The organism is Nocardia sp. alder85J, assembly GCF_020176955.2.
Lineage (GTDB): Bacteria > Actinomycetota > Actinomycetes > Mycobacteriales > Mycobacteriaceae > Nocardia.
Genome location: NZ_JAIUCZ020000006.1, coordinates 395,140 through 415,721, shown reverse-complemented (window position 1 = coordinate 415,721; position 20,582 = coordinate 395,140). Strand labels below are relative to the sequence as shown.

The following is a 20,582-nucleotide window of genomic DNA, read 5'->3' as shown; positions in this document are numbered from 1 at the left end:
TACCTCACAGCCACTGATCGAACTGGACGATGTTGCCGTCCGGGTCGACGCTCATGACGGTGAGAACCTCGTGATCGCCCTCGGGCTCGGCGTTGGCCTGTCCGTCGCGGAGGCTACCGTCGCCCCAGACCTCGTAGCCGGCGTCGCGGATACGACGGACCATGTCCGGCAGATCGTCGGTGAGGAAGGAAAAATGGTGAACCCCGACCTGGAAGAGTTCGGCCGGCTGCCCGAACGGGGCGCGATCCAAGTGGGAATCCAGCACGATGTAGGAGGAGCCGGGCCCTTCGGACCATCGTAGGTAGCAGGCGCGACGGTCCTTCGGATGCTCGCCGCCGCTCTGTTCGCGTCGGTCGACCGTGAGGCTCAATCCGAGCGCATCGCGGTAGAACGCCAAGGATTTCTCCATGTCGCGGACACCGATGGCAATGTGGGAGACGCCGGTAACGGCCATGTCGTTCTCTTCCGGTAGGCGGGATAGCGAAATCAGAGGTCCAGGACGAGGCGTGGCCCACGTGAGCGTGACACGCAGATCATCATGCAGTCGTTGCGTGCCTTTTCCGCGTCGCTGAGGATGGAGTCACGGTGATCGGGCTCCCCCTCGAGCACAACCGTCTCGCAGGTACCACAGACCCCCTCCTCGCAGGAGGAAAGTGCGTCCAGGCCTGCGGCCTCCACAACCTGGAGGATCGATTTGCCCGGAGGTACCGTCAAGGTCAGATTGCTCTGTTCGAGATGGATCTCGAACGAATCGCTGCGAATCGGCTCGGTGAGCGGCTTGGCTGTGAAGCGCTCCAGGTGTAGCACGTCGCCGGGCCAGAAATCGCAGCGCTGTTCGACGGCTGTGAGTAGATTTTCGGGGCCACAGCAATAAATGAGAGTTTCCGGCTGCGGCGTGCCGAGGATCGAATCGAGGTCCAGAATTCCGGACTCGTCCTGCGGCTGCACCGTGACTCGCGACCCGTACTGCTCGAGTTCGGCGAGGAAGGCCATGGTCGCCCGCCGCCGCCCGCCATAGAACAGCTGCCAGTCCGCGCCCGATCGATCGAGCTCCCGAACCATTGCGAGAATGGGAGTGATACCGATGCCACCCGCGATCAGCAGGTATCGAGGCGCAGGAACGAGCTCGAAGTGATTGCGCGGCCCGCGAATTCGCACGGTCCGGCCGGGATGCAAGTTTTCGTGCACGGCGATCGACCCGCCGCGGCTCGCCGGTTCACGAAGGACTGCGACTCGCCAGACCGACCGATCGGCGGGATCCCCGCAGAGGGAATACTGTCGCACCAGCTCATCGCCGAGGATCAAGTCCACGTGTGCACCCGGTTCCCACGAGGGGAGCTCGTTGCCCTGGGGATCCCGTAATTCGAGGACGGACACGTCCTCGGTGGTGTCGTCACGCGTGGTGACAACGAGATCGATTTCGTATTCCGTTCCGAACCCGGCGGCGGGATCTTCCTGAACGGCCTGAGAACTTTGCATATCGTGCTCCGAGTACATCGAATTGTCGGGCCGGAGTTCAATGCGTCGCTTCGACGCGCTCTCGAACCCGGCGCGCGAGGCCGGTGGCCTCGTCGCTTGCCAAGGGGTGTTCGGTGGCGTCTACCGCATCCTGCAATTGCGCGACGCGCGATGTACCGACGAGGACGGCGGTAATCGCCGGCTGGGCGAGAACCCACGCAATGCTCAATGTGGTGGCGCTGATATCGCGGCGGGCTGCCTCCTCGACGACGACGCTCGCACCCTCGCGCATCGGTGTGTTGAAGAACCGTTCGCGATAGACGGCTCGCGAGCCCATGCGACTCGAGGCGTCAGGGGCGACGCCGTCCTGATAGCGTCCGGACAACAGCCCACCGGCCAAGGTTTGAAACGCCAGTACTCCGACGCCGGCGGCCTCGGCCGCCGGAAGCAACTCGCTCTCGGCCCCACGACTGAGCACGCTGTACGGGATCTGCTGGGACTGGAACCGTACCAATCCCCGAGCATCCGACAGCCACAGCGAACGATACAGCTGCCAGGCTGCCCAGCCCGAGCAGCCCACGGCGCGAACCTTGCCGGAGCGCACCAGATCATCGACGGCCGCGAGGGTTTCCTCGATCGGTGTGATCGGGTCGAAGAGATGAACCTGGTACAGGTCGACGTAGTCGGTTCGCAATCGGCGGAGGCTGCTCTCGATGCCGGCCACGATGTGTTTACGGGACAGTCCACGATCGGTCGGGGCGATTCCGTTCTGCCACCGCGCGGAATGATCGATGAGGTGCGGATTCGCCGCTGTCCGCAGCGCGCTTTCGGTATCGCCGACGCGGGATCCGACTTTCGTGCACAGCACGAACCGATCGCGTTTGGCACCCAGCGCTGATCCGAGGATTTCCTCGCTGCGACCCTGCGCGTAGACGTCGGCGGTATCGATGGCCGTGATTCCGGAATCGGACGCGGCGGCGATGATGTCCGCCGCGGTTGCGGCATCGACGGTGTCCCCGAATGTCGCGGTGCCGAGTACGAGCTCGGAGATCAGCATGCCGGTACGGCCCAGCGGGCGATACCGCACTAGACGTCCGCTCGACTCGGCGGGTCCTGTGGGTCTCCGGGCAGGGAACTCGGCGCGACCACAGGTAGCGGGCCGGTCGGCTCATGAACAAGGGTGCCGCGCTCACGCATGTCGTTGACAGCGTTCACCAGGATGATGAGCGCCTCGACACCCGCCGGGTTCCCACAGTAGAACGCGGTCTGCAAGAAGACTTCCGCGATGACCTCCGGCCGCATTCCACCGCGGAGCAGTCCGCGCACCCGGGTCTCCAGCTCGTGCGGCCGATTGAGCGCCGACATGATAGCCAGATTGACCAGGGCTTTGGTCGGGAAATCGAGCACCTCGTCCCTGGCCCAGATCTTCTGATTCGGGTCGTTCATGATTTCGCTGTGCGGCACGGACAGCGGCGAGGCCCGCCGGGCCAGGAATCGCCGCAGCGATACCTCGTCACCGAAGATCCACTTGCGCAGCTCATCCGAGTCGAGATCGAAATCCATTGTTCCTCCTCTGTGGGTGGGTCGGGTTGTCCGGTCAGGTTCCGGCCAGTCGGGCGACGACCGGTGCGAACTCAGCGATCGCCTGATCGCGGACGGTGATGTAGCTGAACCCGTAGCGCTCTCGCCGCTTCTGCAAGTCGTCGCAGATCGCGTCGACGTCTCCGACGAGGGCATGCGGATGGTCGATAATGTCGCTGGGCCCGAGCCCGAAGAAATCACTGAATCGTTCGGCGCCGGCCAGCCTGGACGCGGTGACGTTCAGGGCTGCGATGCCGATTTCCAGAGTGGGCTGGTCGGCACGATCAGCGGCGGCCTGTCGCACCCAGCGGACGCGTTCATCGGTCAGGTCGGCCGTCGACGAGCGCGGACCGGCGCTGTCGAGTCGGCCCGAGCCGTTGTTGAAATTGAAGGCCACGATGTCGGCTTTGCTACCAGCGAGTGACAGTACTTTTCTGCCGCCGCCGCCGATCGCGATGGGCGGCCGTGGCCGCTGTACCGGGGCGGGTAGCGCTTCGAATCCGTCGGCGTGCACGCCGGCCGTCCCGTTCACGCCGACGGCTCCGCCCGCGAAGCATGCGTGCATCAGGTCGATCACCTCACCGAGACGGCGGATACGTACCCCCGGCCGATCGAAAGTGACCCCCATCGCCCGATATTCGGACTCGATCCAGCCCGCACCGAGGCCTACCTCGAGCCGGCCGCCGGACAGCACATCGATCGTCGCCATTTCCTTGGCCAATACCACCGGATTGTGGTAGTCGACGCACAGCACGCGAAATCCGATTCGGAGCGTGGATGTCGACATGGCGGCCGCCGTCACGGCGGGAATTGCCGCCAGCGGCTGGGCCGGGTGGTTCGCCGCTGACATGGCCGCTCCCGGCCCCGGGTAGTGGTCCGTGTACAGCAGCGACGAGTAACCGAGGTCCTCGGCACGGCGCGCTCCGTCGACGAGTTCGTTTGCCGTGGAAGCGCTTCCGGCCCGGACACCGAATCTGAACGGCTGGGTCGTACTGTTCGGTCGCGATGTCATCGACGAGCCTGCCGAAGTAGCTCACGGGTCGCCGCCGCCGTGGTAGCCGCCGCTTCGTCCAGAGGCAGGGCGCGAAGTTCATCGGACAGGATCTCGACACCGATCGTCGCGTCGGACCCGGTGGCATCGATCGCGCGTAGCAGGGATTCGAGCGGCAGCGCGCCCCGGCCCGGCACGCGTCGGGCGGTGCGTGTCTCGACGATCAGATCGGTCGCGGGCTCGGCGACGGCATCGGAAATCTGCAGGGTCACGAAGCGATCCGCCGAAACCTTCTCGAGGTCCGCCAAGCGGGATCCGCCGCGGAAGAAATGATAGGCGTCGACCACCAGGCCGCCGTTCGGCCGATCGGCCCGGTCGACGATGGCGGATGCCTGATCGATCGTGGCGACCGCCATGAACGGCATGAATTCGAAGGCGACGCGCAGGTCGTGGTCAGCCGCCATGTCGCACAGTTCGGCAAAGGTGGCCGCGGCCGCGTCGAGGTCGATGTCCGTCCCCGGTGGCCGGGCGATCACGACGTTTGCGTGCCGGGCCCGGAGCCGTTCGCCTGCCTCGAACATCGAGCGTGCTGCCATGCGTTCGGTGTCGGTGAGTACGGGACTCACACCGAGGGTCTCGATCTCGGCGACGGAGATGCCGTGCCCTGCGGCGACCGTCGCGAGGTCCTCGAGACTGCGGCCGTCCGCGGTCGATGCCTCGACGTCGAACAAGGTCATCCCGATCGCCGCGTAGCCGGCCGCGCTCGCCGCCCGGATCCGGTCGTCGAAGGAGTGTCGCGCCCGCTCGCCGTTCGGTGCTCCTGACAGTGTGTAGAACGAGGCCAGAAGGTCGTTACGACCCAGCGGCGGTTGTGTCGTCATATCGTCCATCGTTTCTACTGCGCTGCCTCTGCGTCCGAGGGAGCCGATGTCGCCCGTTGGATGTGCTGATCAGCCAGGGCCTTTCCCTCCGGATCGTAATAAGGCAGGATGCAGGATGCAAGAATCTGACGGAAGGGAAGCTATGTCGACATATCGGAACGACGCCCTGATCGGCCGGCGGGCTCTGGTCACCGGCGGCAGTCGCGGTATCGGTGAGGCGATCGCGCGGAGGCTCGCTGCGATGGGTGCGTCGATACTTCTGGCCTCGAACGACGAGCCGGGAATGCAGCGAGTCGCGGCGGCCATCGAGCAGGACGGTGGCAAAGCCGACCATGCGCTGATCGATCTGCTCGACGCGGAAGCGATCGCGCAGTTCGCCGCGACCGCCGGCGTGGTGGACATCCTCGTCAACAATGCCGCACCCGGTCAGGGACGCGATTCGTTCCTCGCTACCACGGATGCGGCCTGGGATCTGCAACTGGACATCATCCTGCGCGGAGCGGTGCGGCTGATCCAGCCGATCGGCAGGCAGATGGCCGAACGCGGCAGCGGCGCCATCGTGAATATTTCGTCCATGTCGGTGCGAGATGCCGCTCCGTTTGCGGCCCCGTATGCCGCCGCCAAGGCCGGCCTCGAAGTGGTGACCAGGGTGGCCGCCCTGGAACTGGGGCCGCGTGGCGTGCGTGTCAACGCGATCCGGCCGTCGTTTGTGCCGACCGAGCGGGTCGCGCATCTCGCCTCGGATCCGGAATTTCTCGCGCGTGCCGCCACCCAGGTGCCGTTGGGCCGACTGGCTACAGCCGATGACATGGCCGACGCCGTCGGGTGGCTCGTCTCCGACGCCGCCTCGTTCATCAACGGTGAAGTGATCACCGTGGATGGCGGGATGGCGGCAGGGCATTGGCGCCCGGCTCCGGCCAAGTGACACCATCGGGGCTGCTCAGGCGCGATCGGCCGTGATATCCTGGATTCAGGATACTTCCCTACCGCTCGCGGACGGCTCCGCGAACCCAGATTTCGTATCCAGAATTCACGCTTACGCGGCGGGCTGCCGCAACCCGAGGAGACAACATGGCTGTTGAGTCCATCAGCATCGGATGTGGGTCGGCGGACGCCGCCGAGCGGCTCGATTGGCCCGTGGAGCTGGCCGAATCCGGTTTGGTGTCGTACATGGGCTTCGATTCGCTGGCCGAGCGGACCATGGCCTTCGCCCATGCCCGGAAAATGGCCAACCCAGCCGCCGGTTACAACGAGTATCTGCCGAGGACCATCCCGGCGTTCGGTCCGTATGTATCGCGCGGCGGCCGGATTGTCACCAACCAGGGTGGTGCGAATCCCGAAGCGGCCGGAAATATGATCGTCGACGAGTTGCGCAAGCTCGGCTACGAAGGAATCAAGGTCGGGATCGTTCGCGGCGACGACTGTCTGGATCTGGTGCGAAGTCAGGACCTGGAGCTTCCCGAGATCGGCTCCACTGTGGGCGAACTGGGCGATCGTGTGGTGGGCGCTTACGCGTACATCGGAGCTGAGCCGGTGGTCGAGGCGCTCCAGCAGGGTGCGGATTGGGTCATCGGCGGACGTCTCGCCGACCCGTCCTGCTATGTCGGCCCGATTTGTCACGAACTGGGCTGGGCCCTGGACGATTGGGAGAAGGTGGGCATCGCGACCGCGGTGGGCCATCTCCTGGAGTGTGGCCAGCATGTCACGGGAGGCAACTTCGTCGATCCGGGCAAACGCATGCTGCCCGGCATGGAGAAGCTGGGCTTCCCGTACGCGACGGTATCGCAGGACGGGACGTTCATCGTCTCCAAGACGCCGAATACCGGTGGCGGCGTGACACGCGATACCGTGCGGGCCCAGCTCAGCTACGAGATCCACGATCCGGCTCGATACCTCACTCCCGACGTCACCGCGAATCTGCGGGAAGCGGTCATCGAAGATCTGGGCGACGACCGAGTACGGGTCAGCGGGATCTCCGGTACCCAACGCCCCGACCTGTTGAAGGTGCTCGTCGGTGTCGACTGGGGATACCGAGTGATCGGACACACCATGATGGGTGGGCCGAACGCCCTGGCACGGGCGAAGTTCACCGAGGAAATTCTTCGCAAGCGGTTCGAGCGCTACGGGGATGCGATCTTGGCGACCCATTTCGGCTATATCGGGTACAACGCCCTGTACGGCGATGCTTTCACGACTGTCGAGCCTGCCGAAATCATGTTGCGCGCTTCGGTTCTGGTGCGGGACAAGGAGGCTGCCGACGCGATCGCGGAGGAGGTCGGCAAACAGGTCGTCTGGCTGACGGTCGGGCAGGGAGGGACCGGTCTGACCCAGAACTCCCGCCATATCGCTCCGACCCCGGTGTACCTCCCGCGCGATCAGTTCAAGTTGACCGCCGAGGTCATCACGGTCTGATCCGGGTCGGGCCGAAGTCGTTCTACGCCAAGGGGAATCGAGTGTCAGTCGCTACGCAATCCGTCGGAGAGGCCGTTCGGCCACCCGAGCCGGTCGAACGCTTCCGAAGTCGGGTGCGTGAGTTCCTGGTATCCAACGTGCCTCGCCGCGCTCCCGCTCCGGAGGACGAAGGGGTGGCGACCGGTGGGGTACATTCCTCCACCGCGGATTTCGTCACCGCAGTGAAGTCGTACCAAGCCAAGTTGTTCGACGCGGGCCTTGCCGGCCTGACCTGGCCAGTCGAATACGGTGGCCAGGGACTGGGCGCGGTCTATCAGCGGGTCTTCAACGAGGAAGCGGCCGAATTCGAGGTCACGAGCAGGATCGTGGGTATCGGTCTCGGTATGTGCGGTCCGGCCATTCTGGCTCACGGTACCGACGCGCAGAAGGCTCGCTATCTTCCGCCACTGTTGCGTGGTGACGAGATCTGGTGCCAATTGTTTTCGGAGCCCGCCGCGGGTTCGGATATCGCCTCGGTCAGGACCCGAATCCGGCGGGAGGGTGACGGCTGGGTGGTCGACGGTCAGAAAGTATGGTCGTCGGTCGCTCATCACGCCCAATTCGGGCTTCTCCTCGGGCGGTCGAACACCGGTGTGCCCAAACATGCGGGAATGAGCATGCTCATCGTCCCGATGAACGCGCCCGGCGTGGAAATTCGCCCGCTACGGCAGATGGACGGTGGGGCGAACTTCAACGAGGTGTTCCTGACCGACGTGCGCCTGCCGGCAGAGGCTCTCGTCGGTAACGTCGATGAAGGCTGGGCCGTCGCGAGGACCACATTGTCCAACGAGCGCTTGGCCGTCGCAGGTGGTCGTCAAGGCAACACCAGCATCGTCGTGCCGCTGATCGAGCTGGCCAAGAAAATGGGTGGCGTGCGAGATCCGCTGCTACGCGATCTGCTCGTCCGGCTCTACAGCTGGGACCTCGCTCTGCAGGAATTGCAGGCCACCGCTCGTGCGGCGCGCGAGGCCGGGTTGCCGCCGGGACCCGAGGGTTCTGTGGCGAAGTTGTTGAACACCCGCCTGCAGAAGGGCGTGGCCGACGCTCGCATGCGGCTGATCGGGATGCGGGCGATTGCCTGGGACGACGACGATCTGGTTGCCGCCCATGCTGCGGGCGCCTGCCTGGCCTCGCCCGCGGCGAGCATCGGCGGCGGCACCGACGAGGTACAGCGATCGATCGTCGGGGAGCGCATTCTCGGCCTCGCCCGCGAGCCCGCGGCCGACACGGGAATCCCGTTCCGGGATCTGCCCCGTGGCTGAAACGGCCTTTCGTGAAGAAGTAGGAGAACAAGGCGTGAAGGAGAAGGCACGGTGACGGTCACGGCGACACGAGACGCGTCCATGTGGCAGCGTGGATCGTTCGAACCCGAGCGGCGCGCGGTGGTGGAACCGGACGGCAAGGTCTTCACCTACGGTGATCTGCAGCAGCGGATCAACCAGTGGTCGAATGCGATTCTCGAGGTGGGAGTGCCACCGGGTGCTCGCGTGGCCTTGGCGTCGCCCAATTGCTTCGAATGGCTCGCGGTCGTCGGCGCCTGCCTGCAGATCGGGGTCCGGTGCGTTCCTGTGAACTTTCACCTGACCGGGGAAGAGATCGCGTACATTGTCTCGGATTCGGCCGCCGCGATGCTGATCGTGCACCAAGAGCTGGCCGAGGTCGGTTCGCATGTCGCCGAGGTTTCGGGTCTGTCGGGTAACGCCCTGGTCGCGATCGGCGAGATGGATGGTTACTCGGCGCACGAGGAACTCCTCGCGGCGCAATCGAAGGACCGGCCTCATCGGTTGATGCCCGGCGAAAAAATGTACTACACATCGGGGACGACAGGCCGCCCGAAAGGTGTGCTGCGCCCCATGCCGACCGCCGACGACGTGGACACAGCTGCCGTTGCCGCAGCGAAGAAGCTGTTCGCCGACACCGGCCGTTTCCCGGACGGCAGCGGTGCGGTCCTGGTACCCGGCCCCCTCTATCACGGCGCACCGCTCGGGTCCGCGGTCGGCGCGTTGCATCTGGGCCAGACTGTGGTGCTCATGGGTAAGTGGACGCCGGAAGGCTTTCTGGATTCGGTCAGCCGCTATCGGGTGACGTCCACGACCATGGTGCCGACCATGTTCGAGCGCCTTCTCAAGCTGCCGGAAGACGTCCGGAAGTCCTACGACGTCTCGTCGTTGCAATCGGTGACGCATGCGGGCGCACCCTGCGCGCCCGGGACCAAACGGGCCATGATCGAGTGGCTGGGTCCGATACTGAACGAGTATTACGCTGCCAGCGAAGGCGGTGGCACGAGGGTGACCAGCGAGGAATGGCTACAACGGCCCGGCACTGTCGGCCGGCCGACCACCACCGGTGGTATCCGCATCCTCGACGACGAAGGCACCGTGCTGCCACCGAATGAGCCCGGACGTGTCTTCATGAAGCTGAACCGGCCCTTCGAATATTTGGGGGACAAGGACAAAACTGCTTCGGCGATCTCGGACGGCTATTTCACAGTCGGCGATATCGGTTACGTCGATGACGACGGATATCTGTTTCTCTGTGACCGCTCCGCCGACACGATCATCTCGGGGGGTGTCAACATCTACCCTGCGGAGATCGAGGCCGCGTTGAGCAGCCATCCACTCGTGCACGATGTGGCGGTCATCGGTGTGCCGAATGCAGAGTGGGGTGAAGAAGTCAAGGCCGTCGTGCAATTGCGGGACGGTATTGCGGGCGACGAACAGGTCGGTCAGGAACTGATCGACTACGTGCGCGACCGGGTGGCTCGCTTCAAGGTGCCACGCTCGATCGATTTCGTGGAGGCGTTGCCCAGAGCGGAGAACGGCAAACTCTACAAGCGCCGGATCCGGGACGGTTACTGGCAGAACCGCGACCGGAGCATCTGACCAGGTGGCCCGGATCGTCCCGGCTGTGGTTCGAACCCGGAATTTGGAGGTAGACGTGTACGGACGGCACGAGTTCTTCATCGGTGGCGAATGGGTGCCCCCGGTGTCCGATGCAGTGATCGAAATTCTCTCACCCTCGACCGAGCAGGTCATAGGCACCGTCCCGGCGGCCGGCGCGGATGATGTGGCCGCTGCTGTCCGGGCGGCCGGTGCCGCCCGGACCGGGCCGTGGGCGGCGATGGACTTCGAGGCCCGGGCGGCAGTGCTGGAAGCGGCGGCGGCGTATATCGAGGCCGGGGCGTCTGAGATCGCCCCGGTTCTGTCGGCCGATATGGGCACGCCGCTGGAGAATGCCCGGAAAGCGCTGGTACCGACAGCAGCCAGGATGATCCGAACCGCGATCGACTGTGCGAGGTCGATTCCGCAGCGTCAGGTGCGCCGGGACAGCGCGGGCGCCGTGCTGGTCGCCGAGGAGCCGATCGGTGTGGTCGCGGCGTTGGTTCCCTTCAACGGACCGCTGACCATCGCGATCCTCAAGACAGCCCCGGCGCTGCTCGCGGGGTGTCCGGTGGTACTCAAACCTTCGGAGCTCGCACCGTTGGGTGCGTTCGTCCTGGCTGACGCGCTCGCGGCAGCGGGGTTGCCACCCGGGATGTTCAATCTGATCACCGGTGGAGCCGAGGCGGGTGCCATGTTGGTATCGCACTCCACGGTGGACATGGTGTCGTTCACCGGCAGTACCGCGGTCGGGCGGAAGATCGCCGCGGCCGCAGGCGAGCGGTTGAAGCGGATCTCGATGGAACTCGGTGGAAAGTCGGCCGGGATCGTCCTCGAGGACGCCGACCTCGATCTGGCTGCCCGAGTGATCGGATCGGCTTTCACCAGTGCCGGCCAATATTGCCGCGCGCTCACCCGGGTGCTCGCGCCGCGTCGGCGCTACGACGAGGTCGTCGAGGCCCTGGTGCGAACCGCGAAATCGGTCGTGCCGGGGGACCCGGCGGAACCGGGCACCAACATGCCCGCGCTGATCAGTGCGGCTCAGCGCGATCGCGTCCAGTCGTATGTGGACATTGCCGTTGCGGAGGGGGCGCGGGTAGTGTGCGGCGGTCGGCGACCCGAGGGCCTGACGAAGGGCTATTTCTACGAACCGACGGTGATCGCGGATGCCACGAACGACATGACGTTCGTTCGTGAGGAAATCTTCGGACCGGTGGTCGCGGTAATTCCGTACGACAGCGTCGACGAAGCGGTGGCGATCGCGAACGACTCCGAATACGGTTTGTCCGGTGCGGTCTTCACCAAAGATGAGCGGCGGGGACTGGACATCGCACTCCGGGTGGAGACCGGGACTACGGGGGTAAATTTGCACGGTGCGCGGTCCTGTGCTCCGTGCGGTGGAGTCAAATCTTCGGGAATCGGACAGGAGCATGGTCCCGAAGGATTTCTGGAATTCTTGTCGCCGAAGGCGATTCTCATTTCGGAGGAAATGGCGCGCGAGCTCGAATTGAGCGGTGTGCCCTCTGTCGCCTCGATCCGATGAGGGTCGGTGCGGTGGTTGTGATCAACTGACAGACGAAGGAAGGCTGTTGTGGCCAGACTGGACCCGGTCGCGGCGAACGACCTGTATCCGAAGGTGACTTCTCGATTTCGGGACGGCGCCTTCTCGCTGCGGGCCGAAGGGCAGTTGCCGTTGCTGTATGGCGTATTGGGGAACTCACCCCCGATGCTCTCGAGCTGGCTCGATTTCGCATGGTCCTTACGCCATGACTGCCAATCGTCGCGAGGACTGAGAGAATTGGCGATCCTCGTCGTGGGACACCGGCTGAAGGCACCCTACTGTCTGTCCGCGCATACACGTATGGCGCTCGAAGAGGGATTGTCCGCCGAGCAGGTCGAAGCGGTACCACAATGGGCGACGTCCGAACTGTTCGACACCGATCAGCGTCTGGTTCTGGAGCTCGCGGAATCGATGCTCGGGCAGGAAGCGACGGCCGAAATCGTCGACGGAATCCAGCGGAGATTCGGAGCGGAACAAGCCCTCGAGCTGATCTTGACGATCGCGTTCTATCAGATGGTCGCTTCTACCACGACCACGCTGGACATCGTGCCGGATGACGACGCCGGTATGTGACCAGCGCTCCCCGGAGGAAGCGGCGGAGTGTTACCCCGCCGCTTCCTCCGGCATCGAGTACTCGACATGCCGATCAGGCTTGAGCAACTCGGAACGCATGGTCTTTCGAATATGCCGGCGTGCCGCGTTCTCGGCCCGGCGTTCGTCGCCGGATCGCAAGGCTTCCAGAATTTCCCGGTGGTCCTGTTCCCCTTGTTCGATCAGCTCTGCGCGAACGGTGGGCAACTCGATCCGCATCGTGCGCATCTTGTGCGACAACATCTGAGCTGTCAGTCGAATCATCGGCACCTGTGCGATGACGTGCTTGTTACCCGACAGCTCCGCGATAGCGGCGTGGAAATCGGCGTGCAGCGTCGTTCGCCGAGGCACGTCATTGGCCATATCCGCCAGGTTCATCTCGCGGAGGATCGACGCCAACTCGTCGAACCTGCTCTCGTCTCGATGTTTTGCGGCGAGGCGTGCAGCCAGACCATCGACCACTTCGCGGATTTCGTACAGCTCAAGCATGTCCTTGACCGACAGATCGACGACTTCCAGGGTCTTGTTGCCGTTCGATACGCGGACGAGGCCCTCGTGCTCGAGGATTCGGAATGCTTCGCGAAGCGGAGTACGGCTCACGCCGAGCCGTTGCGAAAGTTCGATCTGCAGCAAGGTCTGGCCCGGTGGAAGGTCGCCGCACAGGATCAGAGTGCGCAGATGGTCGACGACAGTGTCCACCAATCGTGCGCGCCCGACAGGTTTGACTGCGGATACAGGATCCTCCATACGCCGAGTATAAGGGCTGTGGCCAGGATGGTGTACCCAGGATCCTATTTCGAAGGGCCTGTTGACTCTGGATTCGGGCGCCCATACGCTACGAACTAACATTAATAAGGTTCGGTGGTCGGGATTGTCCACTGGCCCCCACCTGGAATTTTGCCGGGGGAGGCACAGGGCTCGCCGACAGATCCGGGTGGTGACGACAACTTCCCAGCCGTAGCGTCGGCTTCGAAACGCGTAAGCGAACGTCCTCCCGATCGTGCCCGTTCCGGTCCGACAACGAGGAGGTCGAGCGATGGTGAGCGCGTTGATCCGTGAGCCGGCGCTCTACATCGGCGGCGACTGGATCGCCGGGAGCGGCGGCGAATGTGCGGTCGAGAACCCAGCGACGGAGCAGACGACCGGTGTCGTGACGCAGGCGGCCGATGCGGAAATCGACCGAGCGGTCGCTGCCGCTCGTGGAGCATTCGACAGCTGGGCATCGACCCCGGTCGCCGCCCGGATCGATGCCCTCCGACGACTGTACGACGCTGTGACCGGCCGTGCGTACCGCTTCGCCGCGCTGATCACCCGGGAACAGGGTTCACCCCCATACCTCGCGCGGAAGTTGCACGTCGATCTGCCACTGAGGGTCATCGCCAGTACGGTGGACGCCCTGGCGGGTTTCGCTTTCCGTGGGCGGCAGGGAGATTCGGTCATCCTGCGGGAACCTGTCGGAGTCGTAGCTGCCATCATGCCCTGGAATCTGCCGCTCTATCAGATCGTGGCGAAGGTGGTGCCGGCCCTCGCCGCCGGATGCACGGTCGTACTCAAGCCGGCCACGTTGACCCCCCTGACCGCCTTCGAATTCGCACGCGCGGTCGAGGCGGCCGGATTTCCACCGGGTGTCTTCAATGTGGTGACCGGCGGCGGACGTGACGTGGGCGAATGCCTGGTCCGGCACGAACTGGTGGATCACGTCTCGTTCACCGGATCCACCGCTGTCGGCCGCCGGGTCGCCGCCGCGGCGGCGGAGACGGTGAAGGGCGTGACGCTGGAACTCAGCGGCAAGTCGGCGAGTGTGGTGTTGTCCGACGTTTCCGACGAACTTCTGGCTCGCGCGGTGCAGGCGACGGTGGCCAACTGCTTTCTGAACGGCGGTCAGACCTGTAGTGCTCTCTCGCGGCTCATCGTGCCCCGAGCGCGACTGGGCCAGGTCGAGAAATTGGCCGCCGCCGCGGCCGCGGAGTACGTGCCGGGTGAACGGCTCGGCCCGCTGATCTCCGCGGGTCGCCGCTTTGCGGTGGAGAGCTATCTGGAGCAGGCGACGGCACGGGTTGTCAGTGCGCCGCTCGAGCTTCCCCGGACCGGCTATTACGTCACTCCGACGGTCTACAGCGAGGTCGAACCCGACTCCCGGCTGGCGCAGGACGAGATCTTCGGACCCGTGCTCTCGATACTCGCGGCCGAGTCCGATGACCATGCCATCGAATTGGCGAACAACTCGATCTACGGCCTCAGCGGTGCGCTGTGGGTGGGCGATGACGACCGCGCCCTGGACTGGGCCGCGCGCATCCGGACCGGGCAGGTTCATGTCAACGCCGCGCCATTCAATCCGCGCGCGCCGTTCGGCGGTTACAAGCAGTCCGGTCTGGGGCGGGAGATGGGTGATTACGGCATCGACCGGATGCTTCAGGTGAAGGCGGTACAGCTGTGAGGCCCGCGTCGCGGACGCAACTGCCGGTACGGCCGACGTCGGCCGTCCCGATTCTGAGCGAATGAAAGGACGATTGGACGTGAGTGCTGTCAATGGTGGCTCGATGCCGCTTCGCCGGTGCGAAGCCGGGTCGGCGAATTCGGCTGTGAGGGAACTGCGATGAAATACGACAATGTCGCCGTTCCGATCGGCGCGGTCTGGTCCTCGCCCTTCGTCCGCTGGCAAGGTGCCCTGGCCGACGTATCGAGCATCGATCTCGCCGAAGCCGTGACCGACCGTGCCTTGGCCGGCCGATCGATCGAGCTCGACATCATCGACGAATTGGTACTCGGGATCACCATTCCGCAGCAGGGCTCGTTCTTCGCCCCGCCGACGCTCGCGGCGCGTCTCGGCATGCAGGGAGTGACCGGCCCGATGGTCAGTCAGGCCTGCGCGACCGGCGTCGCCGCACTCCATGCTGCCGCGACCTCGGTACAGTGCGCGGGCAACGGGGTGAAGCTGGTGGTCACCACGGACCGGACGAGCAACGGCCCCAACCTGGTGTATCCGTCGACGAGGGCTACCGGCGGGTCACCGACCATCGAGAATGTCGTGCAGGACAACTTCGCCCGGGATCCATGGGCCTGCACATCCATGCTGGACGCGGCGGAAATCGTCGCGGCCGAGCAGGGTGTGGAGCGGACCGAACTCGACGATATCGCGGCACTGCGGTACGAGCAGTACCAGCGAGCTCTCGCCGATGACCGCGCATTCCAGCGTGAGTATCTGGTGGACGTCGTGGTGGGAGGTGGCAAGAAGTCCGTCACCGTGAGCGAAGACGACGGGATCCGCCCGATCGACCGCGATCGAATCGCCAAATTGCCGACGGCCGGCGTCGGCGCCGTGCATACCGGTGCTACCCAGACCCATCCCGCCGACGGAACGGCCGGCGCGATCGTGACGACGACCCAGCGGGCACGAGAACTGTCGGGGTCCGGTGTCATCGAGATTCTGGCCACCGGATTCGCGCGGGTCGCCGCGAGCCATATGCCGGAGGCTCCTGTGCCGGCCGCAATGGCTGCTCTGGCCGACGCGGGCCTGGGCCTCGACCAGGTGGATGCGGTGACCACACACAATCCGTTCGCGGTCAACGACGTTTTGTTCGCCCGGCAGACCGGTTGGAATCTGTCCAGGATGAACGCATACGGGTGCAGTCTGATCTGGGGACATCCGCAAGCTCCGACCGGGATTCGCGCGATCGCCGAACTGGTCACCGAACTGACCCGCCGCGGGGGCGGCACCGGCCTGTTCACCGGCTGTGCTGCCGGGGACACCGCCGGCGCGCTGGTGATTCGCGTCCGCGACTGACTGATCGACTCATCGAAACAAGGAGCTGAAGGCAACACATGGATGTCAATGGAACAGCCGCGCTGGTCACCGGCGCGGCCTCGGGTCTCGGAGCGGAGACAGCCGCAGCGCTGGCTCGCGCCGGCGCCACCGTGTTCGGCCTGGATCTGCCGAACGCCATCGAGAAGATCGAGGAACCCAATGCCGCGATCACCTTCTTGGCCGCCGACGTGACCGATCCCGATCAGGTCGCCGCCGCGATCGTGGAGATCGAGGCGGCCGGCGTGCCCTTACGAGTGGTGGTGAACTGTGCCGGAATCGGGCCCTCTCAACGGGTGCTGAGCCGCAAGGGGCCGCACGATCTGGACCTGTTCGCGACGGTGCTGCGGATCAACCTGCTCGGCACGTTCAACGTGCTGCGCCTGGCCGCCGACGTGATGGCCCGTACCGAGACGGTCGACGCCCTCGGTCAGCGCGGGGTGATCGTCAACACCGCGTCGGTGGCGGCCTTCGAAGGCCAGATCGGCCAGATCGCGTACGCGGCATCGAAGGGTGGCGTGCACTCGATGACGGTTCCGGCCGCTCGTGATCTGGCGCAGTTCGGAATTCGGGTCAACACGATCGCACCCGGAATCGTCGACACCCCGATGCTGGCCACTGTCGGACCGGAGTTCCGCGCGGCTCTCAGCGAATCGGTGCCGTTCCCCAAGCGGCTCGCCACAGCCGACGAATTCGCCGGCCTGGTGCTGGCGATCATCGGCCAGGACTACCTGAACGGCGAGACGATCCGGCTCGACGGAGCGCTGCGGATGGCCCCCCGATGACCGCCGCGTCCGCGCCGGAACCGCCTGCGGTCGGGGAGCGGCGTGGCCCTGTGGCGATCATTCGACTGAACCGGCCCGCAGCGCTGAATTCTGTCAACGCGGACCTGTCGGCTGCGGTCGGCGCCCTGCTCGAGGAAGCTGCTACCGATCCCGACGTCCGGGTCGTCGTGCTCACTGGCACCGGGCGGGCATTCTGTGCCGGTGCCGATCTGAAGGCGGTCGCGGCAGGACTTCCCCTGGATGCCCCCGACCACCCCGAATGGGGTTTCGCGGGGTATGTGCGGCATTGGATCGACAAGCCGACGATCGCCGCGGTCAACGGATTCGCCCTGGGTGGTGGCACCGAACTGGTGCTCGCAAGCGATCTCGCTGTAGTCGACGAGTCCGCGAAACTCGGCCTACCGGAGGTATCTCGTGGCCTGTTCGCGGCGGGCGGCGGAGTTCTGCGGTTGCAGTCCCAGATCTCACCGAAACTGGCCGCAGAGCTGGTGTTCACCGGAAAACCGATCGCAGCGTCCGAGGCGGAGCGACTCGGCCTGATCAATCGCGTCGCACCCGCGGGCACGGCACTCGACGTGGCCTTGGAGCTGGCCGACGCCATCGCGGGAAATGCACCGATGGCGGTTCGGGAATCCAAGGCACTGCTGCACCGGACGGCACACCGGTCGTCGTGGGATGCCGAGGTCTGGGACCTCAATGCCGCAGCGATGAGACGGGTCTTCACCAGTGCGGACGCCAAGGAGGGGGCGACGGCGTTCGCCGAGAAACGCCCCGCCGTCTGGTCCGGTCGCTGACCGCAGCACGTCGAGACGCTTCCCGGTGAGGAGACATGATGACCACGACCGACGACAGGACGACGACCGCACGGCACGACATCGAAATCCCCATCAGCGTGCTGGGCGAACAACACCGGATCGCGGCGACGCTGCTGCGCCCCACGTCAACCGATGGTGACCGCCCGCTGGGCCTGCTCGTCGCGGTACCCGGTGGGTCATACGACCGGTACTACTGGGATCTCCACGTCCCGGGTTTGGAGAACTACAGCTTCGCGGACTGTGCCGTTCAGAGTGGATGGGCCGTGCTGATGCTCGACAATCTCGGCACGGGGGCGAGCGGCCGGCCCGCCGAAGCCACCGCGGTGACCCTGGAAGTCATGGCCGATGCGGTGGCGCAAGCAGCGCGTTTCGTCGCCGCCGGTGTCCGCGAAAGTTTGATCGGGAGTGGTCCGGCGCAGCCGGATCTGCGGGTCGTCGGCATCGGGCATTCGCTGGGTGGTCATATCGTCGCCGCCGCGCAATCGGCTCAGGCGCCGTTCGAGCGCGTTGCGCTTCTCGGCAGCTCCTTTCTCGGGCTGGCGGGATCGGACCTCGTATCGCGAGACCGAGCTGCTGCGGCGCTGGCACCCATGGCGGGCGATACGTGGGAGTGTGGATATGTCCTCGTCTCACGCGAGGCGATGCGCAGTCGCTATCATGCCGACGACGTGCCCGAAGAGGTGCTGCGTGCCGATGGCCTCAATATCACGCGCATCCCTCGTGAGGCCGGCATCGACGTCATGATGCCGCAGACCATCGGGCCGATCGCAGCCGCTGTCGAGGTCCCGGTGTTCTTGGCCTTCGCGGACAGCGATACATCGCCCGACCCTCGTGCCGAAGCGGCCAACTTCACGAACTCGCGAGATGTCACCTATTTCCAGCTGCCCCGCTCAGCGCACTGCCACAACTCGGCGTCCACGCGTCACCAGTTGTGGCAGCGTGTTCTCGAGTGGGCGGGGAGCGCGAGCAGCAGCTGATGTCAGAAAAATCTGGGATGCAGGATGCTGGCTTTCTTGCTACCATGGCATGGTCGCCTTACCGAAGAAGTCCGGAGGCTCCGATGGCTCTCACTGATGAGAAGCAAGCGATCGAAGATATCAAAAAAGTCATTTACTTCGCGCTCGGTGAAGGCGAGGATTGGCAGCAGTCACGGCCGAGTCTCGCTCCGCCGGAGTGGATGCCACTTTCGATCAGGGAGGGTGTCGAAGACGTCGACGAGTATTTTCGTGACGGTCTTCTGACTCGCCGGATGCAGATCGGCCCGTTCCATCTTCTGGAGATGCGGATGGCGCCGAATTTTGTGATCCCGCGCCATCACCACAATATCGACCAATTGGTCATCGTGATGGAGGGCAGCGCCAGGCAGGGCCGACGCTGGTTCCATCCGGGTGAGGGGTACTTCACCCGTGCCTTCACTCCATACACCACTGCAGCAGGGCCGGAAGGTTGCAGGGTCGTCGAAGTCCGCAAGGATCCGATCGAGAAGCTTGAGATCCGTTGGGACGAGGACAATCCCGAACGCTGGTCGCGCGAACGCTGGACGGCCGGGGCGTGACCGTGTTTCCGAACAACGTAAGAAAGGGCCACTGACTGTGTCCGAAAGCTACGACGCCAATGGCGTCATCACTGTCGAAGGCATCGAAGAGCTCCCCAGAACCTATCAGGTGATCTCGGTCGACGATCATCTCTGCGAACCTCCCGACATGTTCGAGGGGCGCTTGCCGAGTAAGTTCGCCGATCGGGCCCCGAAGGTCGTGGAGCAGGACAACGGCGATCAGGTCTGGGTTTACGAGGACAGTGTCTTCCCGAATATCGCGGTGAACGCGGTGGTGGGCCTGCCCAAGGACAAGTGGGGATACGAGCCGGTACGGTTCGACCAGATCCGCAAAGGATCGTGGGACATCCATGCGCGGATTGCGGACATGGATCTCGCGGGCATCGCCGCGTCGCTCAACTTCCCTTCGCAGGTCGCCGGATTCGGTGGCGTCACCTTCGCGGACTCGAAGGACAAGGAACTCGGCCTGGCGGTCACGAGGGCGTGGAACTCCTGGCACATCGAAGAATGGGCCGGCGCCTACCCTGATCGGATCATCCCGCTGCAATTGCCGTGGCTGCCGGACCCGGTCCTCGCGGCCGCGGAAGTGCGGGCCAACGCGGCTCTCGGCTTCCGGGCGGTGACCTTCCCCGAATACCCGGTCAACGTCGGTTACCCGAGCTTCCACACGAAGGAGTGGGATCCGTTCTTCGCCGCGTGCGAGGAGACGGATACGGTCGTGTGTATCCATACCGGTTCGGGCCGGTGGCGGCCGATGCCGAACAACGACGGGCCCCGGACCATCGCGGTGTCGCTGTTTCCGGTCAACGCCATGGTGAGTTGTGCGGATCTGCTGTGGTCGGAGATTCCGGTGCGTTTCCCGAATCTCAAGATCGCGCTGGCCGAGGGGGGCATCGGCTGGGTGGCGATGTACCTCGACCGCCTGGAGTACATGGAGACGAGGGCCGGTTCGTTCGGTAACGAGTGGTCTGCGGACATCTCGCCGGCCGAGGTCGTCAAGCGGAACTTCTACTTCTGCAGCCTCGACGATCCGTCGACGATCCAGACCCGGGACCGGATCGGTCTCGATCACATCATGCTTGAGGTCGACTATCCCCATGCCGATTCGACCTGGCCGGACACGCAGAAAATCGTGCACGGCACCCTGGGCGGATTGCCCGATGCCGAAATCGAGGCCATCACCCACGGCAACGCGGAGCGACTTTTCCGATTCCCGCTGAGCCGCTGAGCAA

General features: G+C 64.9%; 20 protein-coding genes. 13 read left to right on the top strand and 7 right to left on the bottom strand.

Features of this window, described 5'->3' with window-relative positions:
* Positions 1-4 precede the first annotated feature (4 nt).
* Genes LBW94_RS25110 through LBW94_RS25085 form a run of 6 tightly spaced genes read right to left on the bottom strand, consistent with a single transcriptional unit; the run spans position 5 to position 4,911 of the window.
* Complete coding sequence (locus LBW94_RS25110; protein WP_225061502.1) at positions 5-454, bottom strand: VOC family protein; 450 nt, start codon at positions 452-454, stop codon at positions 5-7.
* A gap of 32 nt (positions 455-486) precedes the next feature.
* Positions 487-1,479 (bottom strand): PDR/VanB family oxidoreductase, encoded by a 993-nt coding sequence (locus tag LBW94_RS25105; RefSeq protein WP_225061503.1) that lies wholly within the window; start codon positions 1,477-1,479, stop codon positions 487-489.
* A 37-nt stretch (positions 1,480-1,516) separates the two neighbouring features.
* Positions 1,517-2,515, bottom strand: a complete 999-nt coding sequence (locus LBW94_RS25100; protein ID WP_225061504.1) for an aldo/keto reductase — start codon at positions 2,513-2,515, stop codon at positions 1,517-1,519.
* Positions 2,516-2,544: 29 nt separating this feature from the next.
* Positions 2,545-3,021 (bottom strand): carboxymuconolactone decarboxylase family protein, encoded by a 477-nt coding sequence (locus LBW94_RS25095; RefSeq protein WP_225061505.1) that lies wholly within the window; start codon positions 3,019-3,021, stop codon positions 2,545-2,547.
* A 34-nt stretch (positions 3,022-3,055) separates the two neighbouring features.
* Positions 3,056-4,051 (bottom strand): TIGR03621 family F420-dependent LLM class oxidoreductase, encoded by a 996-nt coding sequence (locus LBW94_RS25090; protein ID WP_225061506.1) that lies wholly within the window; start codon positions 4,049-4,051, stop codon positions 3,056-3,058.
* Positions 4,048-4,911: a sugar phosphate isomerase/epimerase family protein gene (locus LBW94_RS25085; protein ID WP_225061507.1), complete on the bottom strand. Its 864-nt coding sequence runs from the start codon at positions 4,909-4,911 to the stop codon at positions 4,048-4,050. Before LBW94_RS25085 ends, LBW94_RS25090 begins: the two co-directional genes overlap by 4 nt.
* 46 nt (positions 4,912-4,957) lie before the next feature.
* Between LBW94_RS25085 and LBW94_RS25080 the strand changes: the two genes are divergently transcribed.
* From LBW94_RS25080 to LBW94_RS25055, 6 genes are all read left to right on the top strand, one after another.
* Positions 4,958-5,836 (top strand): SDR family NAD(P)-dependent oxidoreductase, encoded by an 879-nt coding sequence (locus tag LBW94_RS25080; RefSeq protein WP_225061508.1) that lies wholly within the window; start codon positions 4,958-4,960, stop codon positions 5,834-5,836.
* A 146-nt stretch (positions 5,837-5,982) separates the two neighbouring features.
* Entirely contained in the window at positions 5,983-7,323 is a 1,341-nt protein-coding gene (locus LBW94_RS25075; protein WP_225061509.1) for an acyclic terpene utilization AtuA family protein, read from the top strand.
* A 41-nt stretch (positions 7,324-7,364) separates the two neighbouring features.
* The gene (locus tag LBW94_RS25070; protein WP_225061510.1) at positions 7,365-8,624 is read left to right on the top strand and encodes an acyl-CoA dehydrogenase family protein; all 1,260 of its coding nucleotides are present in this window, start codon (positions 7,365-7,367) and stop codon (positions 8,622-8,624) included.
* A gap of 51 nt (positions 8,625-8,675) precedes the next feature.
* Positions 8,676-10,244, top strand: a complete 1,569-nt coding sequence (locus tag LBW94_RS25065; RefSeq protein WP_225061511.1) for an AMP-binding protein — start codon at positions 8,676-8,678, stop codon at positions 10,242-10,244.
* 55 nt (positions 10,245-10,299) lie between these two features.
* Complete coding sequence (locus tag LBW94_RS25060; RefSeq protein ID WP_225061512.1) at positions 10,300-11,784, top strand: aldehyde dehydrogenase family protein; 1,485 nt, start codon at positions 10,300-10,302, stop codon at positions 11,782-11,784.
* 48 nt (positions 11,785-11,832) lie between these two features.
* A complete protein-coding gene (locus tag LBW94_RS25055) occupies positions 11,833-12,375 on the top strand; it encodes a carboxymuconolactone decarboxylase family protein (protein WP_225061513.1) in 543 nt (180 codons plus the stop codon).
* 30 nt (positions 12,376-12,405) lie between these two features.
* Here LBW94_RS25055 and LBW94_RS25050 read toward each other — a convergent pair whose 3' ends face one another.
* Positions 12,406-13,140: a GntR family transcriptional regulator gene (locus tag LBW94_RS25050; protein WP_225061514.1), complete on the bottom strand. Its 735-nt coding sequence runs from the start codon at positions 13,138-13,140 to the stop codon at positions 12,406-12,408.
* A 289-nt stretch (positions 13,141-13,429) separates the two neighbouring features.
* On the opposite strand from LBW94_RS25050, the gene LBW94_RS25045 reads away from it, so the two are divergent.
* The 7 genes from LBW94_RS25045 (at position 13,430) to LBW94_RS25015 (ending at position 20,578) form a co-directional block, all read left to right on the top strand.
* Positions 13,430-14,830: an aldehyde dehydrogenase family protein gene (locus LBW94_RS25045; protein ID WP_225061515.1), complete on the top strand. Its 1,401-nt coding sequence runs from the start codon at positions 13,430-13,432 to the stop codon at positions 14,828-14,830.
* 159 nt (positions 14,831-14,989) lie between these two features.
* Positions 14,990-16,177, top strand: coding sequence for a thiolase family protein (locus LBW94_RS25040; protein WP_225061516.1), 1,188 nt, complete (start codon positions 14,990-14,992; stop codon positions 16,175-16,177).
* Between the two features lie 38 nt (positions 16,178-16,215).
* Positions 16,216-16,980 carry an SDR family NAD(P)-dependent oxidoreductase gene (locus tag LBW94_RS25035; protein ID WP_225061517.1) on the top strand — a complete coding sequence of 255 codons (765 nt, stop codon included), beginning with the start codon at positions 16,216-16,218 and terminating at the stop codon, positions 16,978-16,980.
* On the top strand, positions 16,977-17,774 hold the full coding sequence (locus LBW94_RS25030) for an enoyl-CoA hydratase-related protein (protein WP_225061518.1): 798 nt from the start codon (positions 16,977-16,979) through the stop codon (positions 17,772-17,774). The genes LBW94_RS25035 and LBW94_RS25030 overlap by 4 nt, the downstream gene beginning before the upstream one ends.
* Positions 17,775-17,812: 38 nt before the next feature.
* A complete protein-coding gene (locus LBW94_RS25025; RefSeq protein WP_225061519.1) occupies positions 17,813-18,772 on the top strand; it encodes an alpha/beta hydrolase in 960 nt (319 codons plus the stop codon).
* Positions 18,745-19,350: a cupin domain-containing protein gene (locus tag LBW94_RS25020; protein WP_266272083.1), complete on the top strand. Its 606-nt coding sequence runs from the start codon at positions 18,745-18,747 to the stop codon at positions 19,348-19,350. Before LBW94_RS25025 ends, LBW94_RS25020 begins: the two co-directional genes overlap by 28 nt.
* A 37-nt stretch (positions 19,351-19,387) precedes the next feature.
* Positions 19,388-20,578 (top strand): amidohydrolase family protein, encoded by a 1,191-nt coding sequence (locus LBW94_RS25015; RefSeq protein ID WP_266272077.1) that lies wholly within the window; start codon positions 19,388-19,390, stop codon positions 20,576-20,578.
* Positions 20,579-20,582 lie beyond the last annotated feature (4 nt).

Bases quoted from the DNA above. Each gene is read 5' to 3' on its own strand.
- LBW94_RS25085 (WP_225061507.1), bottom strand. From the start codon at position 4,911: ATGACGACACAACCGCCGCTGGGTCGTAACGACCTTCTGGCCTCGTTC.
- LBW94_RS25095 (WP_225061505.1), bottom strand. From the start codon at position 3,021: ATGGATTTCGATCTCGACTCGGATGAGCTGCGCAAGTGGATCTTCGGT.
- LBW94_RS25110 (WP_225061502.1), bottom strand. From the start codon at position 454: ATGGCCGTTACCGGCGTCTCCCACATTGCCATCGGTGTCCGCGACATG.
- LBW94_RS25040 (WP_225061516.1), top strand. From the start codon at position 14,990: ATGAAATACGACAATGTCGCCGTTCCGATCGGCGCGGTCTGGTCCTCG.
- LBW94_RS25090 (WP_225061506.1), bottom strand. From the start codon at position 4,051: ATGACATCGCGACCGAACAGTACGACCCAGCCGTTCAGATTCGGTGTC.
- LBW94_RS25045 (WP_225061515.1), top strand. From the start codon at position 13,430: ATGGTGAGCGCGTTGATCCGTGAGCCGGCGCTCTACATCGGCGGCGAC.
- LBW94_RS25075 (WP_225061509.1), top strand. From the start codon at position 5,983: ATGGCTGTTGAGTCCATCAGCATCGGATGTGGGTCGGCGGACGCCGCC.
- LBW94_RS25050 (WP_225061514.1), bottom strand. From the start codon at position 13,140: ATGGAGGATCCTGTATCCGCAGTCAAACCTGTCGGGCGCGCACGATTG.
- LBW94_RS25030 (WP_225061518.1), top strand. From the start codon at position 16,977: ATGACCGCCGCGTCCGCGCCGGAACCGCCTGCGGTCGGGGAGCGGCGT.
- LBW94_RS25035 (WP_225061517.1), top strand. From the start codon at position 16,216: ATGGATGTCAATGGAACAGCCGCGCTGGTCACCGGCGCGGCCTCGGGT.
- LBW94_RS25025 (WP_225061519.1), top strand. From the start codon at position 17,813: ATGACCACGACCGACGACAGGACGACGACCGCACGGCACGACATCGAA.
- LBW94_RS25080 (WP_225061508.1), top strand. From the start codon at position 4,958: ATGTCGCCCGTTGGATGTGCTGATCAGCCAGGGCCTTTCCCTCCGGAT.
- LBW94_RS25105 (WP_225061503.1), bottom strand. From the start codon at position 1,479: ATGCAAAGTTCTCAGGCCGTTCAGGAAGATCCCGCCGCCGGGTTCGGA.
- LBW94_RS25100 (WP_225061504.1), bottom strand. From the start codon at position 2,515: ATGCTGATCTCCGAGCTCGTACTCGGCACCGCGACATTCGGGGACACC.